Annotated in this window: 21 protein-coding genes; 8 read left to right on the forward strand and 13 right to left on the reverse strand. The window is 73.6% G+C overall.

All coding sequences use genetic code 11. The annotated features are described in order from the left end of the window. Positions 1-4: 4 nt before the first annotated feature. The 4 genes from ACIQVL_RS30030 to ACIQVL_RS30045 all read right to left on the reverse strand — a co-directional run bounded on the left by ACIQVL_RS30030 (position 5) and on the right by ACIQVL_RS30045 (position 3371). Positions 5-1369, reverse strand: coding sequence for a carotenoid oxygenase family protein (locus tag ACIQVL_RS30030; RefSeq protein ID WP_403476880.1), 1365 nt, complete (start codon positions 1367-1369; stop codon positions 5-7). Positions 1370-1440: 71 nt separating this feature from the next. Then, positions 1441-2028: a hypothetical protein gene (locus tag ACIQVL_RS30035; RefSeq protein WP_403436538.1), complete on the reverse strand. Its 588-nt coding sequence runs from the start codon at positions 2026-2028 to the stop codon at positions 1441-1443. Positions 2029-2278: 250 nt separating this feature from the next. Next, positions 2279-2809, reverse strand: coding sequence for a DUF3291 domain-containing protein (locus ACIQVL_RS30040; RefSeq protein WP_403476881.1), 531 nt, complete (start codon positions 2807-2809; stop codon positions 2279-2281). Positions 2810-2981: 172 nt separating this feature from the next. Further along, the gene (locus ACIQVL_RS30045; RefSeq protein ID WP_366360021.1) at positions 2982-3371 is read right to left on the reverse strand and encodes a cold shock domain-containing protein; all 390 of its coding nucleotides are present in this window, start codon (positions 3369-3371) and stop codon (positions 2982-2984) included. 206 nt (positions 3372-3577) lie between these two features. On the opposite strand from ACIQVL_RS30045, the gene ACIQVL_RS30050 reads away from it, so the two are divergent. Continuing rightward, positions 3578-4375 carry an SAM-dependent methyltransferase gene (locus ACIQVL_RS30050; RefSeq protein ID WP_403476882.1) on the forward strand — a complete coding sequence of 266 codons (798 nt, stop codon included), beginning with the start codon at positions 3578-3580 and terminating at the stop codon, positions 4373-4375. A gap of 7 nt (positions 4376-4382) precedes the next feature. Here ACIQVL_RS30050 and ACIQVL_RS30055 read toward each other — a convergent pair whose 3' ends face one another. From ACIQVL_RS30055 to ACIQVL_RS30070, 4 genes are all read right to left on the reverse strand, one after another. Further along, positions 4383-5639 (reverse strand): hypothetical protein, encoded by a 1257-nt coding sequence (locus tag ACIQVL_RS30055; RefSeq protein WP_403436545.1) that lies wholly within the window; start codon positions 5637-5639, stop codon positions 4383-4385. Beyond that, on the reverse strand, positions 5636-6778 hold the full coding sequence (locus tag ACIQVL_RS30060; protein ID WP_403476883.1) for a dolichyl-phosphate beta-glucosyltransferase: 1143 nt from the start codon (positions 6776-6778) through the stop codon (positions 5636-5638). The genes ACIQVL_RS30055 and ACIQVL_RS30060 overlap by 4 nt, the downstream gene beginning before the upstream one ends. Positions 6779-6862: 84 nt before the next feature. Continuing rightward, positions 6863-7402, reverse strand: coding sequence for a hypothetical protein (locus tag ACIQVL_RS30065; protein ID WP_403476884.1), 540 nt, complete (start codon positions 7400-7402; stop codon positions 6863-6865). Between the two features lie 10 nt (positions 7403-7412). Next, a complete protein-coding gene (locus tag ACIQVL_RS30070; protein WP_093497479.1) occupies positions 7413-7919 on the reverse strand; it encodes a SigE family RNA polymerase sigma factor in 507 nt (168 codons plus the stop codon). A gap of 210 nt (positions 7920-8129) precedes the next feature. On the opposite strand from ACIQVL_RS30070, the gene ACIQVL_RS30075 reads away from it, so the two are divergent. From ACIQVL_RS30075 to ACIQVL_RS30085, 3 genes are read left to right on the forward strand one after another with little or no spacing between them, the layout of a single operon-like run. Next, positions 8130-9506 (forward strand): hypothetical protein, encoded by a 1377-nt coding sequence (locus ACIQVL_RS30075; RefSeq protein ID WP_403476885.1) that lies wholly within the window; start codon positions 8130-8132, stop codon positions 9504-9506. A gap of 42 nt (positions 9507-9548) precedes the next feature. Continuing rightward, on the forward strand, positions 9549-10766 hold the full coding sequence (locus ACIQVL_RS30080; RefSeq protein WP_403436554.1) for an AAA family ATPase: 1218 nt from the start codon (positions 9549-9551) through the stop codon (positions 10764-10766). Beyond that, on the forward strand, positions 10763-12016 hold the full coding sequence (locus ACIQVL_RS30085) for a VWA-like domain-containing protein (RefSeq protein ID WP_403476886.1): 1254 nt from the start codon (positions 10763-10765) through the stop codon (positions 12014-12016). The genes ACIQVL_RS30080 and ACIQVL_RS30085 overlap by 4 nt, the downstream gene beginning before the upstream one ends. A gap of 83 nt (positions 12017-12099) precedes the next feature. Here ACIQVL_RS30085 and ACIQVL_RS30090 read toward each other — a convergent pair whose 3' ends face one another. After that, complete coding sequence (locus ACIQVL_RS30090; protein ID WP_403436557.1) at positions 12100-12780, reverse strand: transcriptional regulator; 681 nt, start codon at positions 12778-12780, stop codon at positions 12100-12102. 110 nt (positions 12781-12890) lie between these two features. On the opposite strand from ACIQVL_RS30090, the gene ACIQVL_RS30095 reads away from it, so the two are divergent. Next, a complete protein-coding gene (locus ACIQVL_RS30095) occupies positions 12891-13859 on the forward strand; it encodes a threo-3-hydroxy-L-aspartate ammonia-lyase (RefSeq protein WP_403476887.1) in 969 nt (322 codons plus the stop codon). Between the two features lie 179 nt (positions 13860-14038). On the opposite strand, the gene ACIQVL_RS30100 is transcribed toward ACIQVL_RS30095, so the two are convergent. After that, positions 14039-14440: a DUF3291 domain-containing protein gene (locus ACIQVL_RS30100; RefSeq protein WP_403476888.1), complete on the reverse strand. Its 402-nt coding sequence runs from the start codon at positions 14438-14440 to the stop codon at positions 14039-14041. 137 nt (positions 14441-14577) lie between these two features. Here ACIQVL_RS30100 and ACIQVL_RS30105 point away from each other — a divergent pair, with 137 nt between their 5' ends. Continuing rightward, the gene (locus ACIQVL_RS30105) at positions 14578-15195 is read left to right on the forward strand and encodes a MerR family transcriptional regulator (protein WP_403476889.1); all 618 of its coding nucleotides are present in this window, start codon (positions 14578-14580) and stop codon (positions 15193-15195) included. 26 nt (positions 15196-15221) lie between these two features. On the opposite strand, the gene ACIQVL_RS30110 is transcribed toward ACIQVL_RS30105, so the two are convergent. The 3 genes from ACIQVL_RS30110 to ACIQVL_RS30120 form a co-directional block, all read right to left on the reverse strand. Continuing rightward, complete coding sequence (locus ACIQVL_RS30110) at positions 15222-15614, reverse strand: SCO5389 family protein (RefSeq protein ID WP_403476890.1); 393 nt, start codon at positions 15612-15614, stop codon at positions 15222-15224. 84 nt (positions 15615-15698) lie between these two features. Then, the gene (locus tag ACIQVL_RS30115; protein ID WP_403436567.1) at positions 15699-16658 is read right to left on the reverse strand and encodes an ATP-binding protein; all 960 of its coding nucleotides are present in this window, start codon (positions 16656-16658) and stop codon (positions 15699-15701) included. A gap of 311 nt (positions 16659-16969) precedes the next feature. Next, the gene (locus tag ACIQVL_RS30120) at positions 16970-18385 is read right to left on the reverse strand and encodes a family 2B encapsulin nanocompartment shell protein (RefSeq protein ID WP_403476891.1); all 1416 of its coding nucleotides are present in this window, start codon (positions 18383-18385) and stop codon (positions 16970-16972) included. A gap of 324 nt (positions 18386-18709) precedes the next feature. Between ACIQVL_RS30120 and ACIQVL_RS30125 the strand changes: the two genes are divergently transcribed. Together ACIQVL_RS30125 and ACIQVL_RS30130 are read left to right on the forward strand one after the other, a co-directional pair. Beyond that, positions 18710-19111 carry an SseB family protein gene (locus ACIQVL_RS30125; RefSeq protein ID WP_351492943.1) on the forward strand — a complete coding sequence of 134 codons (402 nt, stop codon included), beginning with the start codon at positions 18710-18712 and terminating at the stop codon, positions 19109-19111. Positions 19112-19161: 50 nt separating this feature from the next. Further along, entirely contained in the window at positions 19162-20274 is a 1113-nt protein-coding gene (locus tag ACIQVL_RS30130; protein WP_403436575.1) for a hypothetical protein, read from the forward strand. Positions 20275-20318: the final 44 nt, after the last annotated feature.

The raw sequence follows: 20318 nt of genomic DNA on the forward strand, positions 1-20318 counted from the left end.
GGTCCTAGTCCCGGCCGTCGCCGAGTTCCGGCAGCCAGCTGCCGTGGAAGCCCGCCGGGACAGCGTAGGGGAGTTCCACCACCGCCTGCTCGGAGAGGTCCGTGGCGTCGAGGACGAGCAGTTCCCCGGCCTTGCCGTCGTCGTCGGAGACGAGCGAGAGCAGCCAGCCCTCGTCCTCGCTCCGGCCGTCCGCCGCCGGGACGAACACCGCCTCGCCCGCGTAGCGGGCACCGGGCGTCGCATGGACCCGGGTGGTCCCGCCCGTGAGGTCGTGCTTGGCGATGCCGTCTCCCGCTACGGTGTACAGGTAGCGGTTCTCGCGCCCCGTCAGGGTCTCGTTGTGGGTGGGGAACTCGGCGTCCCGGTCGTCCAGTTGGCGCTCGGTGGCCCGCCCGGTGACCGGGTCCAGGGTCCAGCGGTACAGCACCGCGGGCGTCTGGACGAGGCCCGGCTCCGGCACCACGGCCATGCCGGTGGGCCCGCCGATGTCGCCCCAGGCGTGCTCGAACCTGTCGTGGTCGTAGCGCACCGCGTCGAGCACGATCCGCCCCTCGACGTCCTCGTAGGCGTTGCCGACGTGGAAGACGTAGCAGGGGTCGACGTCGAACCAGCGCACCGCGGTGCTGCCGGGGGTGCGGGACATGATGCCGAGCCGGGCGCCGTAGCCGTCGTCCCACTGGTAGGGCATGCCGCCCCGGCCGGCGAGTTCGGGCCGGAAGACGACGGGCAGGTCCATCCAGACGATGTGGTGCTCGGTGATGGCGAAGTCGTGCATCATCGTCGGGCCCGGCACCTCGACGGGGCGGCTGTCGACCAGCTCCCCGTCCGCGGTGACCCGGTGGTAGGTGAGGTACGGCGGGGCGAACCCGGTGCCGAACAGGTGGAGTTCGCCGGTGACCGGGTCCTCCTTGGGGTGCGCGGTCATCGCGGTGGTCAGCCTGCCGCCGAAGTCGTACGGGCCGACGGTCTCCAGGGCCGGGGTGACCCAGTACGGGAAGCCGACCTCGCACAGCGCCAGCACCGTGTCCGCGTGCCGGATGACATGGGTGTTGCCGGGTGTCGCGGTCAGGTCGAAGGTGCCGTCCGCGCGGACGAAGGGGTGGCCCTCCCGCTCCCTGGTGCGGATCCACCGGTTGCGGTACCACTCGGCGCGGCCGTCGCGCAGCCGGACGCCGTGCAGCATGCCGGGGCCGGTGAACCAGTGCCCGTCGTCCTCGCCGGGCAGCGGGTTGGGGCCGTTGCGCAGGTAGCGGCCGTCCAGTTCGGGCGGAAGGGTGCCGCGCACGGTGAGGTCGAAGGCGTTGTGCTCCTCGGGGACCGGCGCGAAGCGGCCCCGGAGATAGAGGGCGAGGGGGGTCTCTTCGGTCATGGTGCTTTCCTTGTCCGGGCCGGCGGGGCGGCGCCGGCCGCGTGCTGGGTCGGGTCCGGGGCGGCCGCGGGTCACTCGGGTACGGACAGCAGCCCCTGCGACTCCAGCAGGCGCCGCTGCGCCCGCTCGGGGTAGACCTTGGTGAAGACGATCGGGGCGGCGAGGCCGAGGACGTGGGCGGTGATGCCGACCCATGCCGGGGCGTCCACCGCGCCGCCGACGGCGAGGACGACGGCGATGAAGGTGAAGCCGGCTCCCCAGGCGCTGGTGATGCGGTTGTTGACCTGGAGGAACTCCGGCATGTCCCAGTACTCGCGCGGGGTCTGGCGCTTGGCGATGCCGAGGGTGAAGGGGCGGCGGATCGCCATGGATCCCCAGGCGGTGGCGGCCAGCCAGGCGAACGAGAGGACGTCGCTGTGGTCCTTCAGCGCCGAGTCGGGGTCCGCCAGGGAGACGGCGCCGATCACCACGAAGTACAGGATGGTGCTGACCTCCAGGATCAGCGCGTCGAGGTCGACGCCCCGCCGCACGTCCTGGAGCAGGAGCAGCACGCCCGAGACGACGCCGCCCAGCGCACCCCACCGCCAGTCGACGAAGCCCGAGACGACACCGGCGACGATCCAGGGGACGAAGCCGCGCAGGTAAGCCACAAAACCCATTGAGTGATCCTTGCTGGATGAAGACCAAGATGAACGGAACGGCCGTGGAGGGGGGTTGCTCCACGGCCGTTCGTGAACCGACGCGAACTAGATGCGCGACAAACGCCAAAGTTCGACCGCCGGATTGTGACCCTCGTCACGACGGCCGACCGCCATGCCGACCGGCCGACGCGTGCGGCGGCAGGGCGGGACACCCGGCACGGGCCGTAGGCAACTCACCCTGGTTCTGGGGCTGTTGTGCTCGGCGGTACTAGCGTCGCAGCGTGGCCGGAGTTCCGTCCGGGGTGAACGCGTGGTGGAAGGTGAAGGCGTGCGGTGCGGAGCCGTGGTCGTGGAGATGCTCCAGCCTGGAGACGCCGTCCTGCCAGGTGGGTGTCACGCCGTCGGAGACCCACCAGAACACGTGGCTCGGGTGCCCGGTCCTCTCGAACCAGTCGTGCCGCCGGTTCAGTGCCGCACGGTGCGGGCCGGCGTAGACGGCGTCGAAGGCGGGGCGCAGGCCGGTCCAGAGCGAGAGGGTCGCGGCGAGGGCGGTGGTTTCCACCGTACGGCCCTTGTCGTACCAGGCCGGTACGGCGAACTCTCCCCACGCACCCCAGTCCGCGCCGAAGAGCATGCCCCGCTCGCCGTCCGCCGCTTCGGCACGGGCGAGGTGTCCGGGGTGCCTGCTGATCTTCCGGTAGACGGCCTCACCGTGTTCGTAGAACTCGCGCGTGAGGGGTCCGGGGTCGGCGAGGGGTGACTTCAGGACACCGAACGTGTACAGCGCAAGACGAGGCACGCGTCTCTCCCTGGTCGGGGGGCCCGGTACGGACCCGGATGCCGCGGACCGGGTGAAGGTAGCTGCCTCTGCGGACCATGTCGAAGTTGCGTTTTCCCTGCCCGCGTGGCTTCCCGCGCCGGTCGGCGGCCGGTGCCACGGGTCGTCGTCGGCATCGGCCGCCGCGGGCGGGTCAGCCCTCGATCCAGCCGTGGTTCTTCGCGAACTGGGCGAGCGCGCCCCGGACCCGCACGATCTCCTCGGCGGTGAGCGTGGGCGCCGACGCCAGCAGCGTCTCGGTGACCTCGCGGGTGAACTCGTCCGCGCTGAGCAGATCGCACAGCGAGTCGTCGTCGGGACCGAGCGTGCGGACGTCGGCGCCGCGGGCGAGGCGGACACCGGACGCCTTCGGGCCGCGCTCGCCGGCCTCGATCTCGAACTCCACCGCCACACCCGGGCGGACGTACGCCTCCGACATCTGCATGTCGTTCACGTGCAGGAAGACGTCCTCGCCGCCGCCGTCCGGAGCGATGAACCCGTACCCGCGCGAGCTGTCGAAGCGCACCACACGACCACTGACCATGAGAAACCCCCAACCAAACCGGGCCACCTGCCCGGACACCTGGGGCCGATGTTAGTCAAGTCCGGCCCGGCCGGTCGACCTGGTCCACCCGGCGTGGCCGCGGAGGGCGGAACTCGGTGCGCCGATAAAGAAGTTGATATGGAAAGCTGTCGCCAGCCGTCGGCGAGCCAAGGGGGGCCGGGACGGTCGTTGAGAGGAGCACACACGTGACGCAGGACGGCATCGGGTCCGTGGAGATCGACACCAGCAAGCCGCATCCCGCGCGGATCTACGACTACCTGCTGGGCGGCAAGGACAACTACGAGGTGGACCGCAAGGCCGGTGACCAGCTCGCCTCCGTCGCGCCCGAGGTGTGGATGGCCGTCCGGGCCAACCGCGGCTTCCTGCAGCGCGCGGTCCGGCACGTCATCGACAGCGGCGTCCGCCAGATCCTGGACATCGGCACCGGACTGCCCACCTCGCCGAACGTGCACGAGGTGGCCCAGGCGCTGGCGCCGGACGTCCGGGTCGCCTACGTCGACAACGACCCGATCGTGAAGGCCCACGGCGACGCGCTGCTCAGCCGGGCCGGCACCACCAGCATCGTCCTCGCCGACCTGCGCGACCCGCAGGCCGTCGTCGAGCACCCCGAGGTCCGCCGGGTCATCGACTTCGGCGAGCCCGTCGCCCTGTTCCTCGTCGCCATCCTCCACTTCGTCCGCGACGAGGAGGAGCCCGAGCGGATCGTGGCCACCCTGCGCGACGCGCTCCCGGCCGGCAGCTTCCTGGTCCTCTCGCACGCCACCGACGACTTCGCCGAGCGCAGCGAGGCCCAGGCCGTCTACAACAACGCGACCGCCTCCATGAACCTGCGCCCCCGGGCCCGGATCGAGCGCTTCTTCGACGGGTTCGAGCTGGTCGAACCCGGCGTCACCCAGGTCCCGTTCTGGCGCCCGGACACCACCCCGCCGGCCGGCTCGGAGGAGATCGGCTTCTACGGCGGAGTGGCCCTCAAGAAGGCCTGAGCCGGCGTCAGGGCACTCCGAGCTCGAACAGGGCGTAGCCCGCGTACGAGCCGGAGGCCAGCGCCGCGATGCCCAGCACCAGGCACAGGCAGGGCAGGCTGACGCGGCGCAGTGCGACCGCCAACGGGACGAACAGGGGGAAGGCGGGCAGCAGATAGCGCGAGACGTTCGCGAAGTACTGCTGGCTGCCCAGCACCAGGGCGAGGGTGAGCACCGTGTGGACGACCAGCACCACCGGTGGCCGCAGCCGGAACAGCAGCGGCAGCAGGGCCAGGTCCAGCAGGACCACCCCGACCCCGATGACGTCGGCGAAGGGGAGCGCGAAGAGATAGCCGAAGTGGCCCACGGGGACGGAGGTCAGGACGTCCAGGGTCTGGCTGCCGTAGTCGAACTCGTGCCCCCACGCGCCCGACTGGAGCGCGAAGTAGCCGCCGTAGTCGCCCATCCGGTGGCCCACCCAGCCCAGATAGCCGAGCAGACCCAGCGGGGCCACGAGCATCGCGGTCAGCGGCCGGGCGACGCCGTCCTCGCGGCGGCGCAGGGCGAGGACCGCGGCCAGGGCGAGCGCGGCGACCAGGGCGGCGGCGGTGGGCCGGTTGAGGCCGGCCGCGAAGGTCAGCACCCCGGCCGTGAGCCAGCGCCGGGTCAGCACGGCGTACAGGGCCCAGGCGGCCAGGGCCACGTACAGCGAGTCCGAGTAGACCGCCCACTCCACGCCGGAGCCCGGCCACACCGCCCACAGCCCGGCCGCCGCCAGCCCGGCCCGCCGGCCGCCGAACCGGGTGGCGACGGCGAAGATCCCCAGCGCCGCGGCGAACGACGCCACCACCGACACCAGCAGCCCGGCACCGAACGGACCGAGACCGGTCACCTCCATCGCCACCCGCATCAGCGCCGGGTAGAGCGGGAAGAACGCGGCCGAGTTGCCCTGGAGGGTGATCAGCCCGGTGGCGCCGGGGACCGGGACCAGCGCGGGACGGTACCCGTGCAGGGCGATCTGCTGGTACCACCAGCCGTCCCAGGTGCCCAGCACGTCCCAGGTGTGCGCACCGCCGCCGAACCGCGGGTGCTTCTTGCGGAAGTCGCCCGCCGAGTCCAGCAGATACATGAACGAGACGAAGCCGACGAGCTTGAGGACGCCGTACATCGCGAGGACCGGGCCGTAGCGGCGGGCGGTGTCGCGCAGGCGCCGTCCGGGGCCCGGCGCGGCGGCCCCGGGGTCGGCGGGCGGGAGCGGGGCCGTGCTTCTCAGGGGCGTGGTCATGAGGCCGCGGACTCCGTCCGGCGCCGCCGACCGCCGCAGGCCGACCGGGCGGCGGCGCCGGACAGGGCGAGCGACAGGTGGGCGGCGGCCAGTACGGCGAGCTCCGTGCGGAGCCCGGCGCCGGAGAGCGCGTGCCGCAGGACGGCGAGCGAGCCGGCGGTGACGGCCAGCCGCGCGGCCAGCGCGGGCGGCGGCAGCGGGGGCCGGCCGAGGACCGGCCGGGCGAGGGCCCAACAGACCAGCAGGGACAGTGCGTTGGTCACCTGCGCGGCGGCGGTCGGCCGCAGGGCCGCGTACAGGAGTAGATGGGCGAGGGCCATGACGGTGGCGGCGACCGCGTACGGCCGTGACGGCCGCACTGACGGCAGCGCGCCCCGGGCCAGCGCCAGGCCGACCCGCGCGATGCCGCGCAGATCGGCGAGGGCCGTGGGCAGCAGCTCGACCCGGCTGTCCGGGTCGTCCACCCAGTCGACCGGCACCTCGTGGATCCGCAGCCCGGCCCGCTCCGCGATCACCAGCAGCTCGGTGTCGAAGAACCATCCGGGGTCCCGCACCAGCGGCAGCAGCCGGGCCGCGGCGTCCCGCCGTACCGCCTTGAACCCGCACTGCGCGTCCGAGAACCCCACCGACAGGGTGCAGCGCAGCAGGATGTTGTAGCAGCGGGAGACGGCCTCCCGCTTCGGGCCGCGCACCACCCGGGCGCCGGGCGCCAGCCGGGTACCGATGGCCAGGTCGGAGTGGCCCGAGAGCAGCGGGGCGACGAGCGGCAGCAGCGCCGTGAGCCCGGTCGACAGGTCCACGTCGAGGTAGCCGACGACCGGCGCGGACGACGCCGACCAGGCGGCCCGCAGTGCGCGGCCGCGGCCCTTCTCGGCCAGCCGTATCCACTCCACCTCGGGCAGTTCGGCAGCGAGCCGGGCCGCGATCAGCGGGGTGGCGTCGGTGCTGGCGTTGTCGGCGACGGTGATCCGGAAGGGGTAGGGGAACGTCTCCCGCAGGTGGGCGTGGAGCCGGCGCACGCTCGGCTCCAGGTCCGTCTCCTCGTTGAACACCGGTACGGCCAGGTCGAGGACCGGCTCGGTGCGGTGCGCCGGAGGCGACGGCGACGGTACCGGCAAGGTGACTGGCAGGTGATTCATGGCGTTTTTTCGCATTCGTACTCGATTTCGGGGCGTGCCGAGGACACACCCGGTGGGGGAGGGAGGCGGCTGACCGGTCTCGGCCTACGAGCCGTTCGACGGGGAGGGGCTGTGGGTCACGGGTACCGGCGGCGGGGACGTGGTGGCGGTGGAACCACCGGACGAACTGTCCGTGGCGCTCCGGGTCGTGCCCGCGTCCGGGGTGGAGGTCGCCGTCGAGGACGAGGTGGGGGTCGACGAGGGGGTGCCCCCGCTCGTCGGCGACGGGGTGTCCGCGGGCGCGGTCGTGGTGTCGGGTGGCGGTGCCGAGGACGTGGCGCCGGAGGCCGACGAACTGGGCGACGGACTCGGTGCCGGTGTCGGTGACGGACCGGTGGCGGGGCTGGTCGCGGGCCAGGGGTGCGGTGCGCTCGGTTCGTCACGGACGTCGGAGTGGGGCCACAGGAACAGGCACAGGCCGAACCCGGCGGCCGTGAGGACGGCGCCCGCCGCCCGCTGGGCCGCCCGGACCCGCCGCCGCGCCTGCACACCGGCCCGCAGCCGCTCCCGGTGCCGGGGCTCGAACGCCGCCGGCTCCCGCTCGTCGTGCATCAACTGCGTCAACTGCCGCTCGAAGTGATCCATGGCCTCTCCCTCACCCCACCGGCTCGATCGCGTCCGCCAGCAGCTCCCGCAGCCGGGCCACCCCGCGCGCCGCGTGCGACCGGGCGGTGCCCACCGGGCAGCCCAGCACCTCGGCGACCTGCCGGTCGGGCAGATCCTGGTAGTAGCGCAGGACGACCGCGGCCCGCTGGCGCGGCGTCAGCAGCGCCAGCGCGGCCTCCAGCCGGGAACGCTCGGCGACGACCGCCGACATGTCACCGGCCGCCGCGACCTCGGGCAGCTCCTCGACGGGGCGCTCGCCCCACCACCGGCGCCGCGCCGAGCGGGCCGCGGCGCGCGCCAGGACCTTCCGGACGTACGCCTCCGGCGCCTCGTCGGCGACCTTCGGCCAGACGAACCACAGCCGGACCAAGGACTCCTGCAACAGATCCTCGGCCCGATGCCGATCGCCACCGGTGAGCAGACGGGCCAGGTGGCACAGCCCCGACCAGCGGGCCGCCACGAACTCGTCGTACTCACCGGCCCGAGCCTGCTCCATTCCCACGGTCCCCGCTCTCGCCGACTGCCTACACCTGGGAAAAGGCCCTGGGGGCTGCGGAACGCTGCACCCGGCCGGGGTGATCCGCGTCACGTGCGGTCCGGGTCCGAAAACGCCTGGCCGATCGGGGCGGGGCCGTCGTATGCTCCCCGCGATGACCACTCACTCTGCTGTCAGATTGGGGGTCCCGTCCACGTCAGGTGAGTGCTGATGGCCACTCACCTCACGGACGGGGACACCCGCCTCTCCCTGTGGCGGCGCGTGCGCGAGTTCGCCGTGCCGCCCGCCATGATCGAGACCGCGACCGCCCGCCGCACCGCCGGGGACTGGGCGGGGGCCTGCGCGGCCGCCGGTTTCGACGTCGACCTCGACCTGCGCGAACTGGCCCGCTCGCGGGGCCGGGACGTCCGGGAACGGATCCGTGCCGACCTGCGTCGGCTGGCGCCCGACCTGCTGCGCTGGCACCTGCCGAGGATCGCGCCCGACGGGCTGCTGCGGCCGGGCCTGACGATGCCGCTCGCCCGCTACGACACCGGGGCGGGCTCCCTGTGCCTCGTGGTCCGGACACCGCCCGCCTGGGCGGACGCCGGACAGCGGATCGGCCTCGCGCTGTGGGACGGCACACCGGCCGGGCACGCCGCCCGGCGCCATCCGCATCCGCACCCCAGCCGGCGGTTCCGCTTCGACCTGCACCGCCATCTGTGGGACGCGGATGCCGCCGGCGAGCTGCGCACCCGGTCGGGCGCCGACCGGCAGGCGAGCGGCGAACGGTGCACGTTCTCCAGCCAACTCCCTTTCTTCGAACAGTCGTTGTGCGCCACGGACCGGTGGGCGGACGAGGCGCGGATCGTGCTGGGCGCCGCAGGACGGGACAGCGGCACCGTCGTCGTACGCCTGGGCGGCCGGCAACGGTTCGCCGTGCACCTCGCGGCCGACGGGACCGTGACCGCCGGCCCGGACACCGACGCCCGGACCGCCGGCCACGGCGCGCACCCCGTCCTGCCCGACGCGGCGACCTGGATCCTCCCCGACCTGGAACTGCTGCGCGCCGGGCTGGTCGACGCCGGCCGGCTGCATCCGCTGGTCGCCGCGGCGCTCGCCCCCGGGCACCCGCCGGCCGTCCGGGATCCCTACGCCGACCCGGCCCGGCAGCCGGGCCTCGTGGAGTGCCGGGGCGCCCGGCACCGGATCGGCCTGGTCGACGGCGTGCTGTCCCCGCTGGACCACTCCCCGGACGAACTGCGGCGCGAGGAACTCCTGGTGGCGCTCGGCGGGCCACCACTGCCCTGCCTGCGCGTCATCGACGAGGCGCACCGCCGCCCCGACTGCCTCACCGGCGTCCGCGAACGCCTCGACCACGGGGACACCGCAGGCGCGCTGGCCGTCGTCGAAGGACTGCTGGGGCCCGAAGCCGTGCTGCGCGACGGGCCGTTGAAGGACGAACTGGAGGCGGCCGCGCAACGCCGGATCGCGTACGGCCTCTTCCGGGCGGGCCTCACCGGGTCCCGCACCGGGCCCGTCCGCGGGCGCCGCCGCCGGTCCGGCCGCGACCCGCGCCTGGGCCCACGCCCCGCCAACCGGCGCTGACACCCACCCACTTGCCTTCTCACAACCCCCAGGTGATTCCTCGTGACCACACATGCCCCCGACCAACTCGCCGTCGCGGACGCCCTGTCGGCGCTGCTCGGCGACTCCACCACCGAACCCCGACCCGACCTGCAGCTGGAGGCGCTCACCCTGGCCGTCGCCGCCGACCTGCCCGTCCTGCTGTGGGGCGAGCCCGGGATCGGCAAGACCGCCGCCCTCCACCGGCTGGCCGAGGCGCTCGACCTGCCGCTGACCACGGTGATCGCCAGCGTCCACGAGCCGTCCGACTTCTCCGGTCTGCCCGTCGTGGGCGACGACCCCGCCGTCCAGGGCGTCCCGATGGCCCCGCCGGACTGGGCGGTACGGCTGGTGCGGGCCGGCCGGGGCCTGCTGTTCCTCGACGAACTGTCCACCGCGCCCCCCGCCGTGCAGGCCGCCCTGCTCCGGCTGGTCCTGGAGCGCCGCGTGGGCGCGCTCCGGCTCCCGCCCGGCGTACGGATCGTCGCCGCCGCCAACCCGCGGTCCTCGGCCGCCGACGGCTGGGAGCTGAGCCCGCCGCTGGCCAACCGGTTCGTGCACCTCCAGTGGGCCCACGACCACGAGGTCGTCGTCCGCGGCCTCGGCGGCACCTGGCCCCGGGCCACCCTGCCCCGGCTCGACCCGGAACGGCTGCCCGCCGCCGTGGACTTCGCGCGCCGCGCGGTGTGCGGCCTGCTCGCCACCCGCCCCACGCTCGTCCACCGGCTGCCGAACGGCGAGATGCGGCGGGGCGGCGCCTGGCCGTCACCCCGCAGCTGGGACATGACCCTGCGCCTGGTCGCCTTCGCACACGCCGCCGGCTCCTCCCGGGACGTGCTCTCCCTCCTGGTCAGGGGAACGGTCGGGGACGGTCCTGGGCTCGAACTGCTGGCGAGCGTCGACCGGATGGAACTCCCGGACCCCGAGACGCTGCTTGCCGACCCGGCCGCGGCCGACCTGCCCGAGCGCGGTGACCTGCGCCAGGCCGTGCTCGACGGCGTGGTCGCCGCGGTCCGCGAACGGCCGGACCGGGCCCGCTGGGACGCGGCCTGGGCGCTGCTGGTGCGGGCCCTGGACACCGGAGCCCCCGACCTCGTCGTCGTCCCCGCCACCACGCTGGCCTCGCTGCGCCGTGACGACTGGGACGTCCCGGCGGCCATCGAACGGCTCGCGGGCGCCGTGTCCGTGTCCAGGCGCGCCGACCGCGCCGCCGACCGCGTCGCGGCCAAGGTGCGCCGATGAACGCCGAGCCGGTCATCGACGCGGCCGGGGCACTGGACCTGGACAAGCTCTACGCCGCCCGGCTCCAGGCCGCCCGAGCCCGGCCCTACCTCGCCACGGCCCTGTTCGCCCTGCACGTCGTGGCGGACCGGCAGGTGCCCACCATGGCCGTCGACAAGCACTGGCGGTGCTACGTCTCGCCCGCCTTCGTGGACCGGATGCCGGAGGAGGACCTGGCCGGGGTGTGGGTGCACGAGGTGTCGCACCTGCTCCGCGACCACCACGCGCGCAGCGACCGGGTCGCGAGGGAACGCGGGCTGACCGGGGCCGGTGAGCGGCTGCGGATGAACATCGCGGCGGACCTGGAGATCAACGACGACGCGTACGGCGACGGGCTGGCGCAGCCCCGCGGCGCCGTCCGGCCGTACATGCTGCGCCTGGACGAAGGCCAGTTGATGGAGGACTACCTGCGGCAGTTCCGGCTCGGGCCGCTGACGCAGGACCTCACCTGGCTGGACTGCGGCAGCGGGGCCGACGGCCGGGACCGGGAGTGGGACCTGGGGCCGGACGGCGCGCACGGCCTGAGCGAGCAGGAGCGGGACGGCGTCCGGTTCCGGGTGGCGCAGGCCATCACCGGCCGCCCCGGCAGCACCCCGGACGGCTGGCGGCGCTGGGCCGAGGACGCCTTCCATCCGCCGCAGCCCTGGCGCGAGCTGCTGGGCGCGGCGGTCCGCTCGGCGGCCTCCGCCGCGGGCGCCGGCGACGACTACAGCTACGGCCGCCCGTCGCGCCGCTCGGCCGGGCTGCCCGGCGTCGTCCTCCCGAGCCTGCGCCGCCGCCCGCCCCGGGTCTCGGTCGTCATCGACACCTCCGGCTCGGTCAGCGACGCCGAACTGGGCAGTGCCCTGCTGGAGGTGGCCGCGATCGCCCGCGCCGTCGGCGGCCGCCGGGACCTGGTCTCCGTGCTGTCCTGCGACGCGGCCGCCCGGACCGTGCAGCCGCTGTGCCGGGCGGAGGGCATCGCGCTCGTCGGCGGCGGCGGTACCGACCTGCGCGCGGGCTTCACCCGGGCGCTGCGGGCGCGGCCGGCCCCCGACGTCGTGGTGGCCCTCACCGACGGGCAGACACCCTGGCCGCAGACCCCGCCGCCCTGCCGGACGGTGGTGGGCCTGTTCCCCCGGCAGCACGGCGGCACGGGGTGGCGGGAGGACGACTCCGACTACGTACCGGAGGCACCGCCCGCCTGGGCGCGGGTCGTCGAGATCGGGTGAGTGCTCGGTCGGAAGGGCCGCGGTGTGCCGTCAGCCGTCAGCCGTCAGCCGGGGATACCCCCAGCGCTCTTCGGGGCGCTGCCTCAGCCGGTTCGTGCCGCGGACAGGTAGTTGTATGCGGAGGCGCGGGAGATGCCGAGGCGTCCGGCGATCTGCTGGACCGCGCCGCGCACCGCGAAGACGCCCTGCCGGTCGAGGTCCCGGAACAGCTCCAGCCGTTCCTCGCGGGTGAGTTGGGGCCACGGCTCGGGCCTGCGGAGCCTGCGGGTGTCGACGATCGAGTCCAGGACGGCGGTGATGTCGTCGCCGAACGTGGTGGTCGGCGGTGCCCCCGGATCGGCGTCGACCCCGGCGAGGCCGCCGACCAGCGCGTGCACCTGGTGCACGGCCGTGACGTCCAGGTTCACGCACAGCGCCCCGAACGCCGTACCGCCCGAGTCGCGCAGCACCATCGTGGACGACTTGACCAGCTTCCCGTCCCGGGTGCGGGTCAGGTAGTTCAGCTCGTCGCGTGCCTCGTCGCCGGCCGCCAGCAGTTTCATGCCGATCTCGCTCATCGCCCCGCCGACACCGCGGCCGGTGACCGAACCGGCGAGGGCCACGACGGAGCGTTCCGGGCGGCGGAAGTCGTGGACGACGACCTCGCAGAAGGCGCCGAAGGTCGCCACGATCCCGTCGACGACCGGGGACAGCGCCGCGATGATCGCGTCCTGTTCGGCCCGCGCCGCGTCCGCGCCGCTCGCCGCTGCCGGTCCGTCTGTCATGGGTGCCCCCGCCGGGATCAGGTCTGGACTTCCAGTCCAGATGATAGACAATAATTCCAGACCGTCGACGCTCATCCGGCGTCCGGCGGCGCCCGGAACGGAGGACGAACATGCCCGACACCCCGCCCGTCACCCTTCAGGACGTGCACGACGCGGCGGCACGGATCAAGGGAGTGGCCCACCGCACCCCCGTGCTGCGCTCGCGCACCCTGGACGAGCTGGTCGGCGCCGAGGTCTTCCTGAAGTGCGAGAACCTCCAGCGCATCGGCGCGTTCAAGTTCCGGGGCGCCTACAACGCCGCGTCCCGGCTGTCGCCCGCGCAGCTCGCCCAGGGCGTCGCCGCGTACTCCTCCGGCAATCACGCCCAGGCCGTCGCCCTCGCCGCCCGCGAACTCGGCACCACCGCCGTCATCGTGATGCCCGAGGACACCCCGCGCGCCAAGCTGGAGGCGACCGCCGGATACGGCGCGGAGATCGTGACGTACGACCGCTACACAGGCGACCGGGTCGCGATCGGCGAGGCCCTCGCCATCGAACGCGGGCTCGCGCTCATCCCGCCGTACGAGCACCCGCACGTCATCGCGGGGCAGGGCACGGCCGCTCTCGAACTCATCGAGGAGGTGGGGGAGTTGGACGCCCTGGTGGTGCCCGTCGGGGGCGGCGGGCTGATCGCGGGCAGTGCCACCGCGGCCAAGGGGCTGCTGCCCGGGATCCGGGTCGTCGGGGTCGAGCCCGAGGCCGGCGACGACACCCGGCGGTCCCTGGCGGCCGGGCACCGGGTGTCGATCCCGGTACCCCGCACCATCGCCGACGGCCAGGCGGCCGACATCCCCGGCGAGCTGACCTTCTCCGTCAACCGGCGTCTGGTGGACGACATCTCGCTGGTCTCCGACGACCAGATCCGGGATGCGATGCGGTTCGCCTTCGAACGGCTGAAGACCGTTCTGGAGCCGAGCGGCGCCAGCGGCCTGGCCGCGCTGCTCGCCCACCGGGTCGCGCCGCTGCCGCGCCGGATCGGGGTCGTGCTGTCCGGGGGCAACGTCGGCGCGGATCGGTTCGCGGAGATCGTCGTCGGCTGAGCGGGAAAGAGGGGGCGGAGGCACCCCGACGGGCGCCTCCGCCTGGAGCGGTTGGTGCCGTACGTCACGAACACCGTGCTCAGGGCGGCGAGGGTGCGCACACCGGCCTGCGGCGGGGAGCGCGGCGGCACGATCCGGAGGTACCGGGCGAGCAGGAACAGCGAGCCGAAGGACGGGAATCAGGAGTCGGCGTGTTCCTGCTCGGCGAGCCGGCGCCGGGCGTCCGTCCAGTCGATGGGCAGTTCGGCGGCCGGGACCTGCCAGAACGTGAAGACCGAGCCCTTCGTCGTGGGGCGCAGGCCGGTCATCACCGACTTGTGCGGTTCGGTGCGCGCGTACCGGTACAGGGCGTCCTTGTCCTCCCAGGCGGACAGCGTCCAGAAGGTGCGCTTCAGGGGCTCGGCGATCAGCGAGGCGCCGTACGCGCCGGGCGCCCCGGTGACCTGCTTCCACGCGGCCAGCGACCTGGCGAAGAAGCGGGGCACGTCCTTGAGGGATCGGACCTCCAGGCGGGACGCCATGACGAACGCCTCGGCCTCGGGTGCGGGGGTGTTGACGGTGGTCCAGCGCAGCGTGGGCATGGCGCGGCCTTCTCCCGTGGAAGAGAATTGGATACCTCTGCTATCCATGCTAGACAGTGGAGGTATCCAATTTCCAGTGCCGAGGTGTCGTCCGGTGGGAGGGAGCCGATACCGACGCGAGAGCGGAGCCGAACCCGATGCGCATGTCCGAGCTGAGCCGCCGCAGCGGCGCCTCCGTCACGACGATCAAGTACTACCTCCGCGAGGGGCTGCTCCCGACGGGCCGTCAGACTTCCGCGACCCAGGCCGAGTACGACGAGCAGCACCTGCGACGGCTTCGGCTGATCCGTGCCCTGACCGGCGTGCGCGGCCTCTCGGTCAGCGCCACCCGCGAGGTCCTGGACGCGCTCGGCGAGCACGACGGCGACACCCACCGGCTCCTCGGCCTCGCCCTGGGCGCGATCCGGCTGCCCGCCGACACGGCCGGGACCGCCCCCGAGACCGCCGAAGTGGACGCACTGGTCAAGGAGCTGGGCTGGCAGGTGCACCAGGACGCACCCGCCCGCACCACCCTCGCCGAGACCGTCACCGCGCTCCGCTCGCTCGGCGTCCCGCTGGACTGGCACACCCTCCTGCCCTACGCCCGCCTCGCCGAACGCACCGCGGCCCTCGACCTCGACCAACTGGAGGGCATCGACGACCCGTTGGAGGCCGCCGAACGCGCCCTGCTGCTGACCGTCCTTCTGGAGCCCGCGCTGATGGCGCTGCGGCGCATGGCCCAGGAGAACGAGTCGGCACACCGGCACGCGGGCTAGCCGGTTGCTGCGGGCCGGTCCGGAACTCAGCAGTCGCGGAACTCCGGCGACTGGTTGAGGATCTGTGCGCGCGTCGAGGTGAAGCGGGTGTGCGTCTCACCACCCCGCGCCTCCGGCGGGAACACCGCCACCCGGTGGCAGTTCTGGAAGGCGAGGGCAACCCCGAAGTGCCGTTCCAGGCTGCCCCGGATCGCGTCGGAGGACAGCGCCCGCAGCAACTGCCCGCGCTCCTTCTCCGAGGGTGGCGGGGTCTGGTTGTCGGCGAACTCAGCGGTACCGCAGCGCAGTTCGGCGGCGAGGCGGGCGACGAGGTCGTACGCGTACGGCAGCGAGGCGCGGACGGTTTCCACGAAGTCCTCCTCCCGCACCGCGCCGTTCTCGGCTTCGGCGAGCAGCTGCGGGGAGACGTCGAGCGACATGTGACGGTGTCCTGTTCTTCTCGAAGCGGTTACGGAAAAGGGGTGTTCGACAGCGGGGCGGGCCCGCAGGGGGATCGGGGGCTCTCAGGCGAAGGCGGGCAGTGCCGCCGGCCCGTGCCGGAAGTCCGGGTCGACCTGGGCGGCCAGGTCCTGGCCGGTCGCCGCGTCGGCCCAGGCCGCGGCATTGCGCAGATGGAACTCCACGGCGTGCCGCTGGAAGGCCTCCCAGTCCTTGCCCCGCGCGTCCACCGCGGCCCGCAGCCGCTCCAGGGCCCGGGAGTTGTGCCGCTCCAGCGCACCGCCGCCGCGCCCCTGTTCCTGGGCGCGGACGTACGGGGAGAGCTCGCAGTGGGCCAGCAGGTCGTCGCCCACCCGCTCGCGCAGGAAGGCGAGGTCGTCCGCGCCGGTCACCTTGTTGCCGACCACGGCGACCGGGACCCCGAACTCGGCGGCGTGGTCCCGGTACTGGTGGTAGACGGACAGGCTCTTGCGGGTCGGCTCGACCACCAGGAAGGTCATGTCGAAACGGGTGAACAGGCCGGAGGCGAAGGCGTCCGCGCCCGCCGTCATGTCGACGACCACGTACTCGCCGGGACCGTCCACCAGATGGTTGAGGTAGAGCTCCACCGCACCGAGCTTGGAGTGGTAGCAGGACACTCCGAGGTCGCTCTCGGCGAAGGCCCCGGTGACCATCAGCGGTACCCCGCCGACCTCCTGGACGTGCCGGGAGTGCACCTCGTCGTCGCCCAGCAGTCGCAGCAGCCGCGAGCCGTGTCCCGGCGGGGTCGTCTTGACCATGGCTTCCCGGGACGCGATCCGGGGGTTGGTGCCGCGCAGGTAGTCCTTGATCTCACCGGTCCGCGCGCTCAGCGGGGGCGCCGCGAAGAGCGCGTCCTCGTCGAGGCCGAGGGCGTGGGCCAGGTGCTGGTTGATGTCACCGTCGATCGCGACGACCGGCGCGCCGGACCGTGCCAGGTGACGGGTGAAGAGGGCCGACAGCGTGGTCTTGCCGCTGCCGCCCTTGCCGACGAAAGCCACACGCATCGCTAGCCCTCGCCCCTCTTGTTGAAAATGGATTTCATGAGCACAGATTGGAGGGGTCCGGCCGCGGTGTCAAATCGAGGTGGCCCAACCGGGTTGCGGACCCACGCCGTTGACGGAACCGCAGGTCCGGACGGTGCTTGCCCCTGTCGCCGGGCCGACCTGGCCTCCGGCCGGCACGCCCGGAGGGGCGGGCGGACGATGCACCGCTTCCGGCGTGCCGATCGCCGCCCCGCCGGCCGCCCTGGCGTTCGGCACCCTCGCCCTGCGCCGCACCCCGGTCCGGTCCGGTCGAACCCGTCCGCGAGCGCCTCCTAGTCCCGGCGCGACACCTCCACGTTCTCCAGGATGCCGAGGGCGTCCGGGACCAGGACGGCGGCCGAGTAGTAGGCGGTGACCAGGTAGGAGGCGACCGCCTGTTCGTTGACGCCCATGAAGCGGACGGTCAGGCCCGGCTCCTTCTCGTCCGGCAGGCCGGTCTGCAGGAGGCCGATCACGCCCTGGTCCTGCTCCCCGGCGCGCAGCGCGATCACGGCGGACGTACGGGCCCCGGTGACCGGGATCTTGCCGCACGGGAGCAGCGGGACGCCCCGCCACGCGGGGAGGTGGTGGCCGTCGACCTCGACGCCGCCGAAGTACAGGCCGCGCTTGTTGCACTCCCGGCCGAACGCGGCGATCGTCCGGGGATGGGCGAACAGGTGCGTGGTGTCGCGCCGCATGGCGAGGAGCTCGTCCAGGTCGTCGGGGGTCGGCGGGCCCGAACGGGTGGAGATCCGCTGGCCGTGGTCGGCGTTGTGCAGCAGGCCGAAGTCCCGGTTGTTGACCAGTTCGTGCTCCTGCCGCTCCCGCAACACCTCCACGACGAGCCTCAGCTGATGCTCGGTCTGGTCCATCGGTCGGCTGTAGAGGTCGGCCACCCGGGTGTGCACGCGCAACACGGTCTGGGCGACGCTCAGTTCGTACTCGCGGGGCGCCGGCTCGTAGTCCACGAAGGTGTGCGGGACGTCCGGCTCGCCGGTATGGCCCGCGCTGAGTGCGATCTCCGCCTCGCCGAAGGTGTTCGTCTCCCGGTGCCCGTCCAGCCCGGCCAGTTCCACGTGCGCCCGCAGGGCGGCGTGCCGGTCCGCCACCTCCCGGTACGCCGCGTGCGGCAGCGCCAGCACGGTGGTGGCCGTCGCCGCGCGGGCCGTGAACTCCCAGGCGCCGTCGAGTCCGGCGAGCACCCGGCCGCCGAAGGTGTCACCGTCCGCGAGGAGGCCGACGACCGCCTCGTCGCCGTAGGGCCCCTCCCCGACCTGCTCCACCTTGCCGTGCGCGACCAGGTAGACATGGTCGGCCGGGCGCCCCGCCGCCACGATCACCTGCCCCGCCGCGTACTCCCGCTGCTCGAACCGCGCCGCCAGCGCCCCCAGCGCGGTGCCGTCCGCGAAGCCGCGCAGCAACGGCAGCTCGGCCAGTTCGGCGGGGATCACCGCCACCTGCGCGCCGGTCTGCACGAAGCTCACCCGGCCGTCGCCGACCCGGTACGAGAGTCTGCGGTTGACGCGGTAGGTGCCGCCGGGCACGTCCACCCACGGCAGCGTCCGGGTCAGCCACCGTGAGCTGATCTCCTGCATCTGCGGGGCGGACTTGGTCGTCGTGGTGAGGTTCCGTGCCGCGGCGGTGCCGAGGCTCTGCTGCTCCCGCTCCTCGGCGTCCGCCGCGGGCGTCGTACCGGTCTCGACCGACATCGCATACCTTCTCTCGCGTCGCAGAGGTGACGCCATGCGCACGGACCGTCACCTTCCGCGGCTACCCCTACCCCCCGGCCCGCGCCACGAGTGATGCCGGGGGACGGAGCGCGAGGCACGTGCCAACGGGAACTGCCACCACACCACCCCGCACACCACCCGCACTCCGCACGGACACCCCCGGCCGCCGGTCTCCCGGGGCGGGAAGAAAAGCCCTCGTGGTCGCGGGCGCATGCCCCGGCCCCGACCGGGTACGCGAGCCGTGGCCGCCCGGCGCCCTGCCGGACCAGCGGCCCATACCACACCGCTACCTGGGGATCTGTGATGGAGACACCCGCACACGACGACTTCCCGACGCCGGCCCAGCGGGCGCTCGACACGCTGGCCGTGAACGCCGAGGACACCACCGCCCTGGACACGCTCGCACACAGCGACGTGCTGGTCCCGGTGCCGGACGACGCCGCGGAGGCGGCCGACCCCGCGATGATCGCCCTGCCCGTCCTGGAACGCCCCGACGGCGACCCCGTCGTCCCCGTGTTCACCTCCGAGGGGGAGCTGACCGGCCTGCTGCCGACGGTCTCCCGCTACCGCGTGGTGCCGCTCGGCGCGCTCGCCTCGCAGTGGCCCGAGGACAACCTCTCGCTCGCCATAGACGGCAGCTCCGCCCACGCCCTGACCCTCACCTCCGAGGGCGTGCGCACCCTGCTGGCCCGGCCGGCGGGCTGAACGGAGCCCTCCGGTCACCGGGAGGCCGCCGTGCGCGCCAGAATGGCGCCATGGAATGGATCTCCGGGGTGGCCGGAGGACTGGTGCTGATCCTGGTCCTGCGCAGCATCCTGCGCACGCTCGTGGTCCCCCGGGGCCTGTACTCCGTCCTGGTGTACCGGCTGTGGTGGGGCCTGCGCCGCGTCCTCTGCCTCACCGCGCACCGCGGCGGCTACCGGGCCATCGACCGCGCCCAGACCTGGCTCGCCCCGCTCATGCTGGTCGGCATGCTCGCCGCCTGGCTCGGCGGGGCGTTCCTCGGCTTCGGGATGCTGCTGTACGCGTTCTCCCCGCTGTCCTGGAGCACCGCGTTCCGGGAGGCGGGCTCCAGCCTGTTCACCCTCGGATTCGCCAGCGGCGCCCGGCTGCGGCTGTCCGCGCTGGACTTCGCCGCCGCCGCCACCGGCCCGGTCGTCATCGCGCTGCAGATCGCCTACCTGCCCACGCTGTACGCCGCCTACAACCGCCGCGAACTGGAGGTCACCCTCCTCCAGTCCCGGGCCGGCGAGCCCGCCTGGGGACCGGAGATCCTCGCCCGGCAGTGGCTGGTCGACACCGAGACCGCGCTGCCCGAGCTGTACCGCTCCTGGGAGCGGCTGGCCGCGGACATGGGGGAGAGCCACGCCACCTACCCGGTGCTGCTGGCGTTCCGCTCGCCGCGCCCCTACCGCAGCTGGCTGGTCGGCCTGATCGCCGTCATGGACGCGGCGGCCATGCAGCTCGCGCTCGCCCCGCGCTCCGCCCCGCCGGAGGCCCGGCTGATGCTGCGCGCCGGGTTCACCGCGCTGCGCGACATCGCCGCCTCCGTGCGGGCGAGCTTCGACACCGACCCGGACCCGGACGCCCCCATCGAGCTGACCTACGGCGAGTTCGAGCAGGCCGTGACCATGCTGGAGACGACCGGTTTCCGGGCCGAACGCGGAACCGCGGAGGCCTGGCCGCACTTCCACGGCTGGCGGGTCAACTACGAGGCGGTCGCCTACGAGCTGTGCCGCCGCTGCGACGCCGTACCCGCGCTGTGGACCGGTGGCCGCGACTTCGCGTCGGAGCCGATCCCGCCGTTCCGCCCGGTGGACCGGCGGCCGCCCGAAGGACGGCCGGAAGTTCCCCCCGTGCGCGGGTAACGCGGCGCATCCTGAGGGAAGATCCCAGCAGGGGCCGGGGAGAC

The organism is Streptomyces sp. NPDC090499, from assembly GCF_044769305.1.
Taxonomy (GTDB): domain Bacteria; phylum Actinomycetota; class Actinomycetes; order Streptomycetales; family Streptomycetaceae; genus Streptomyces.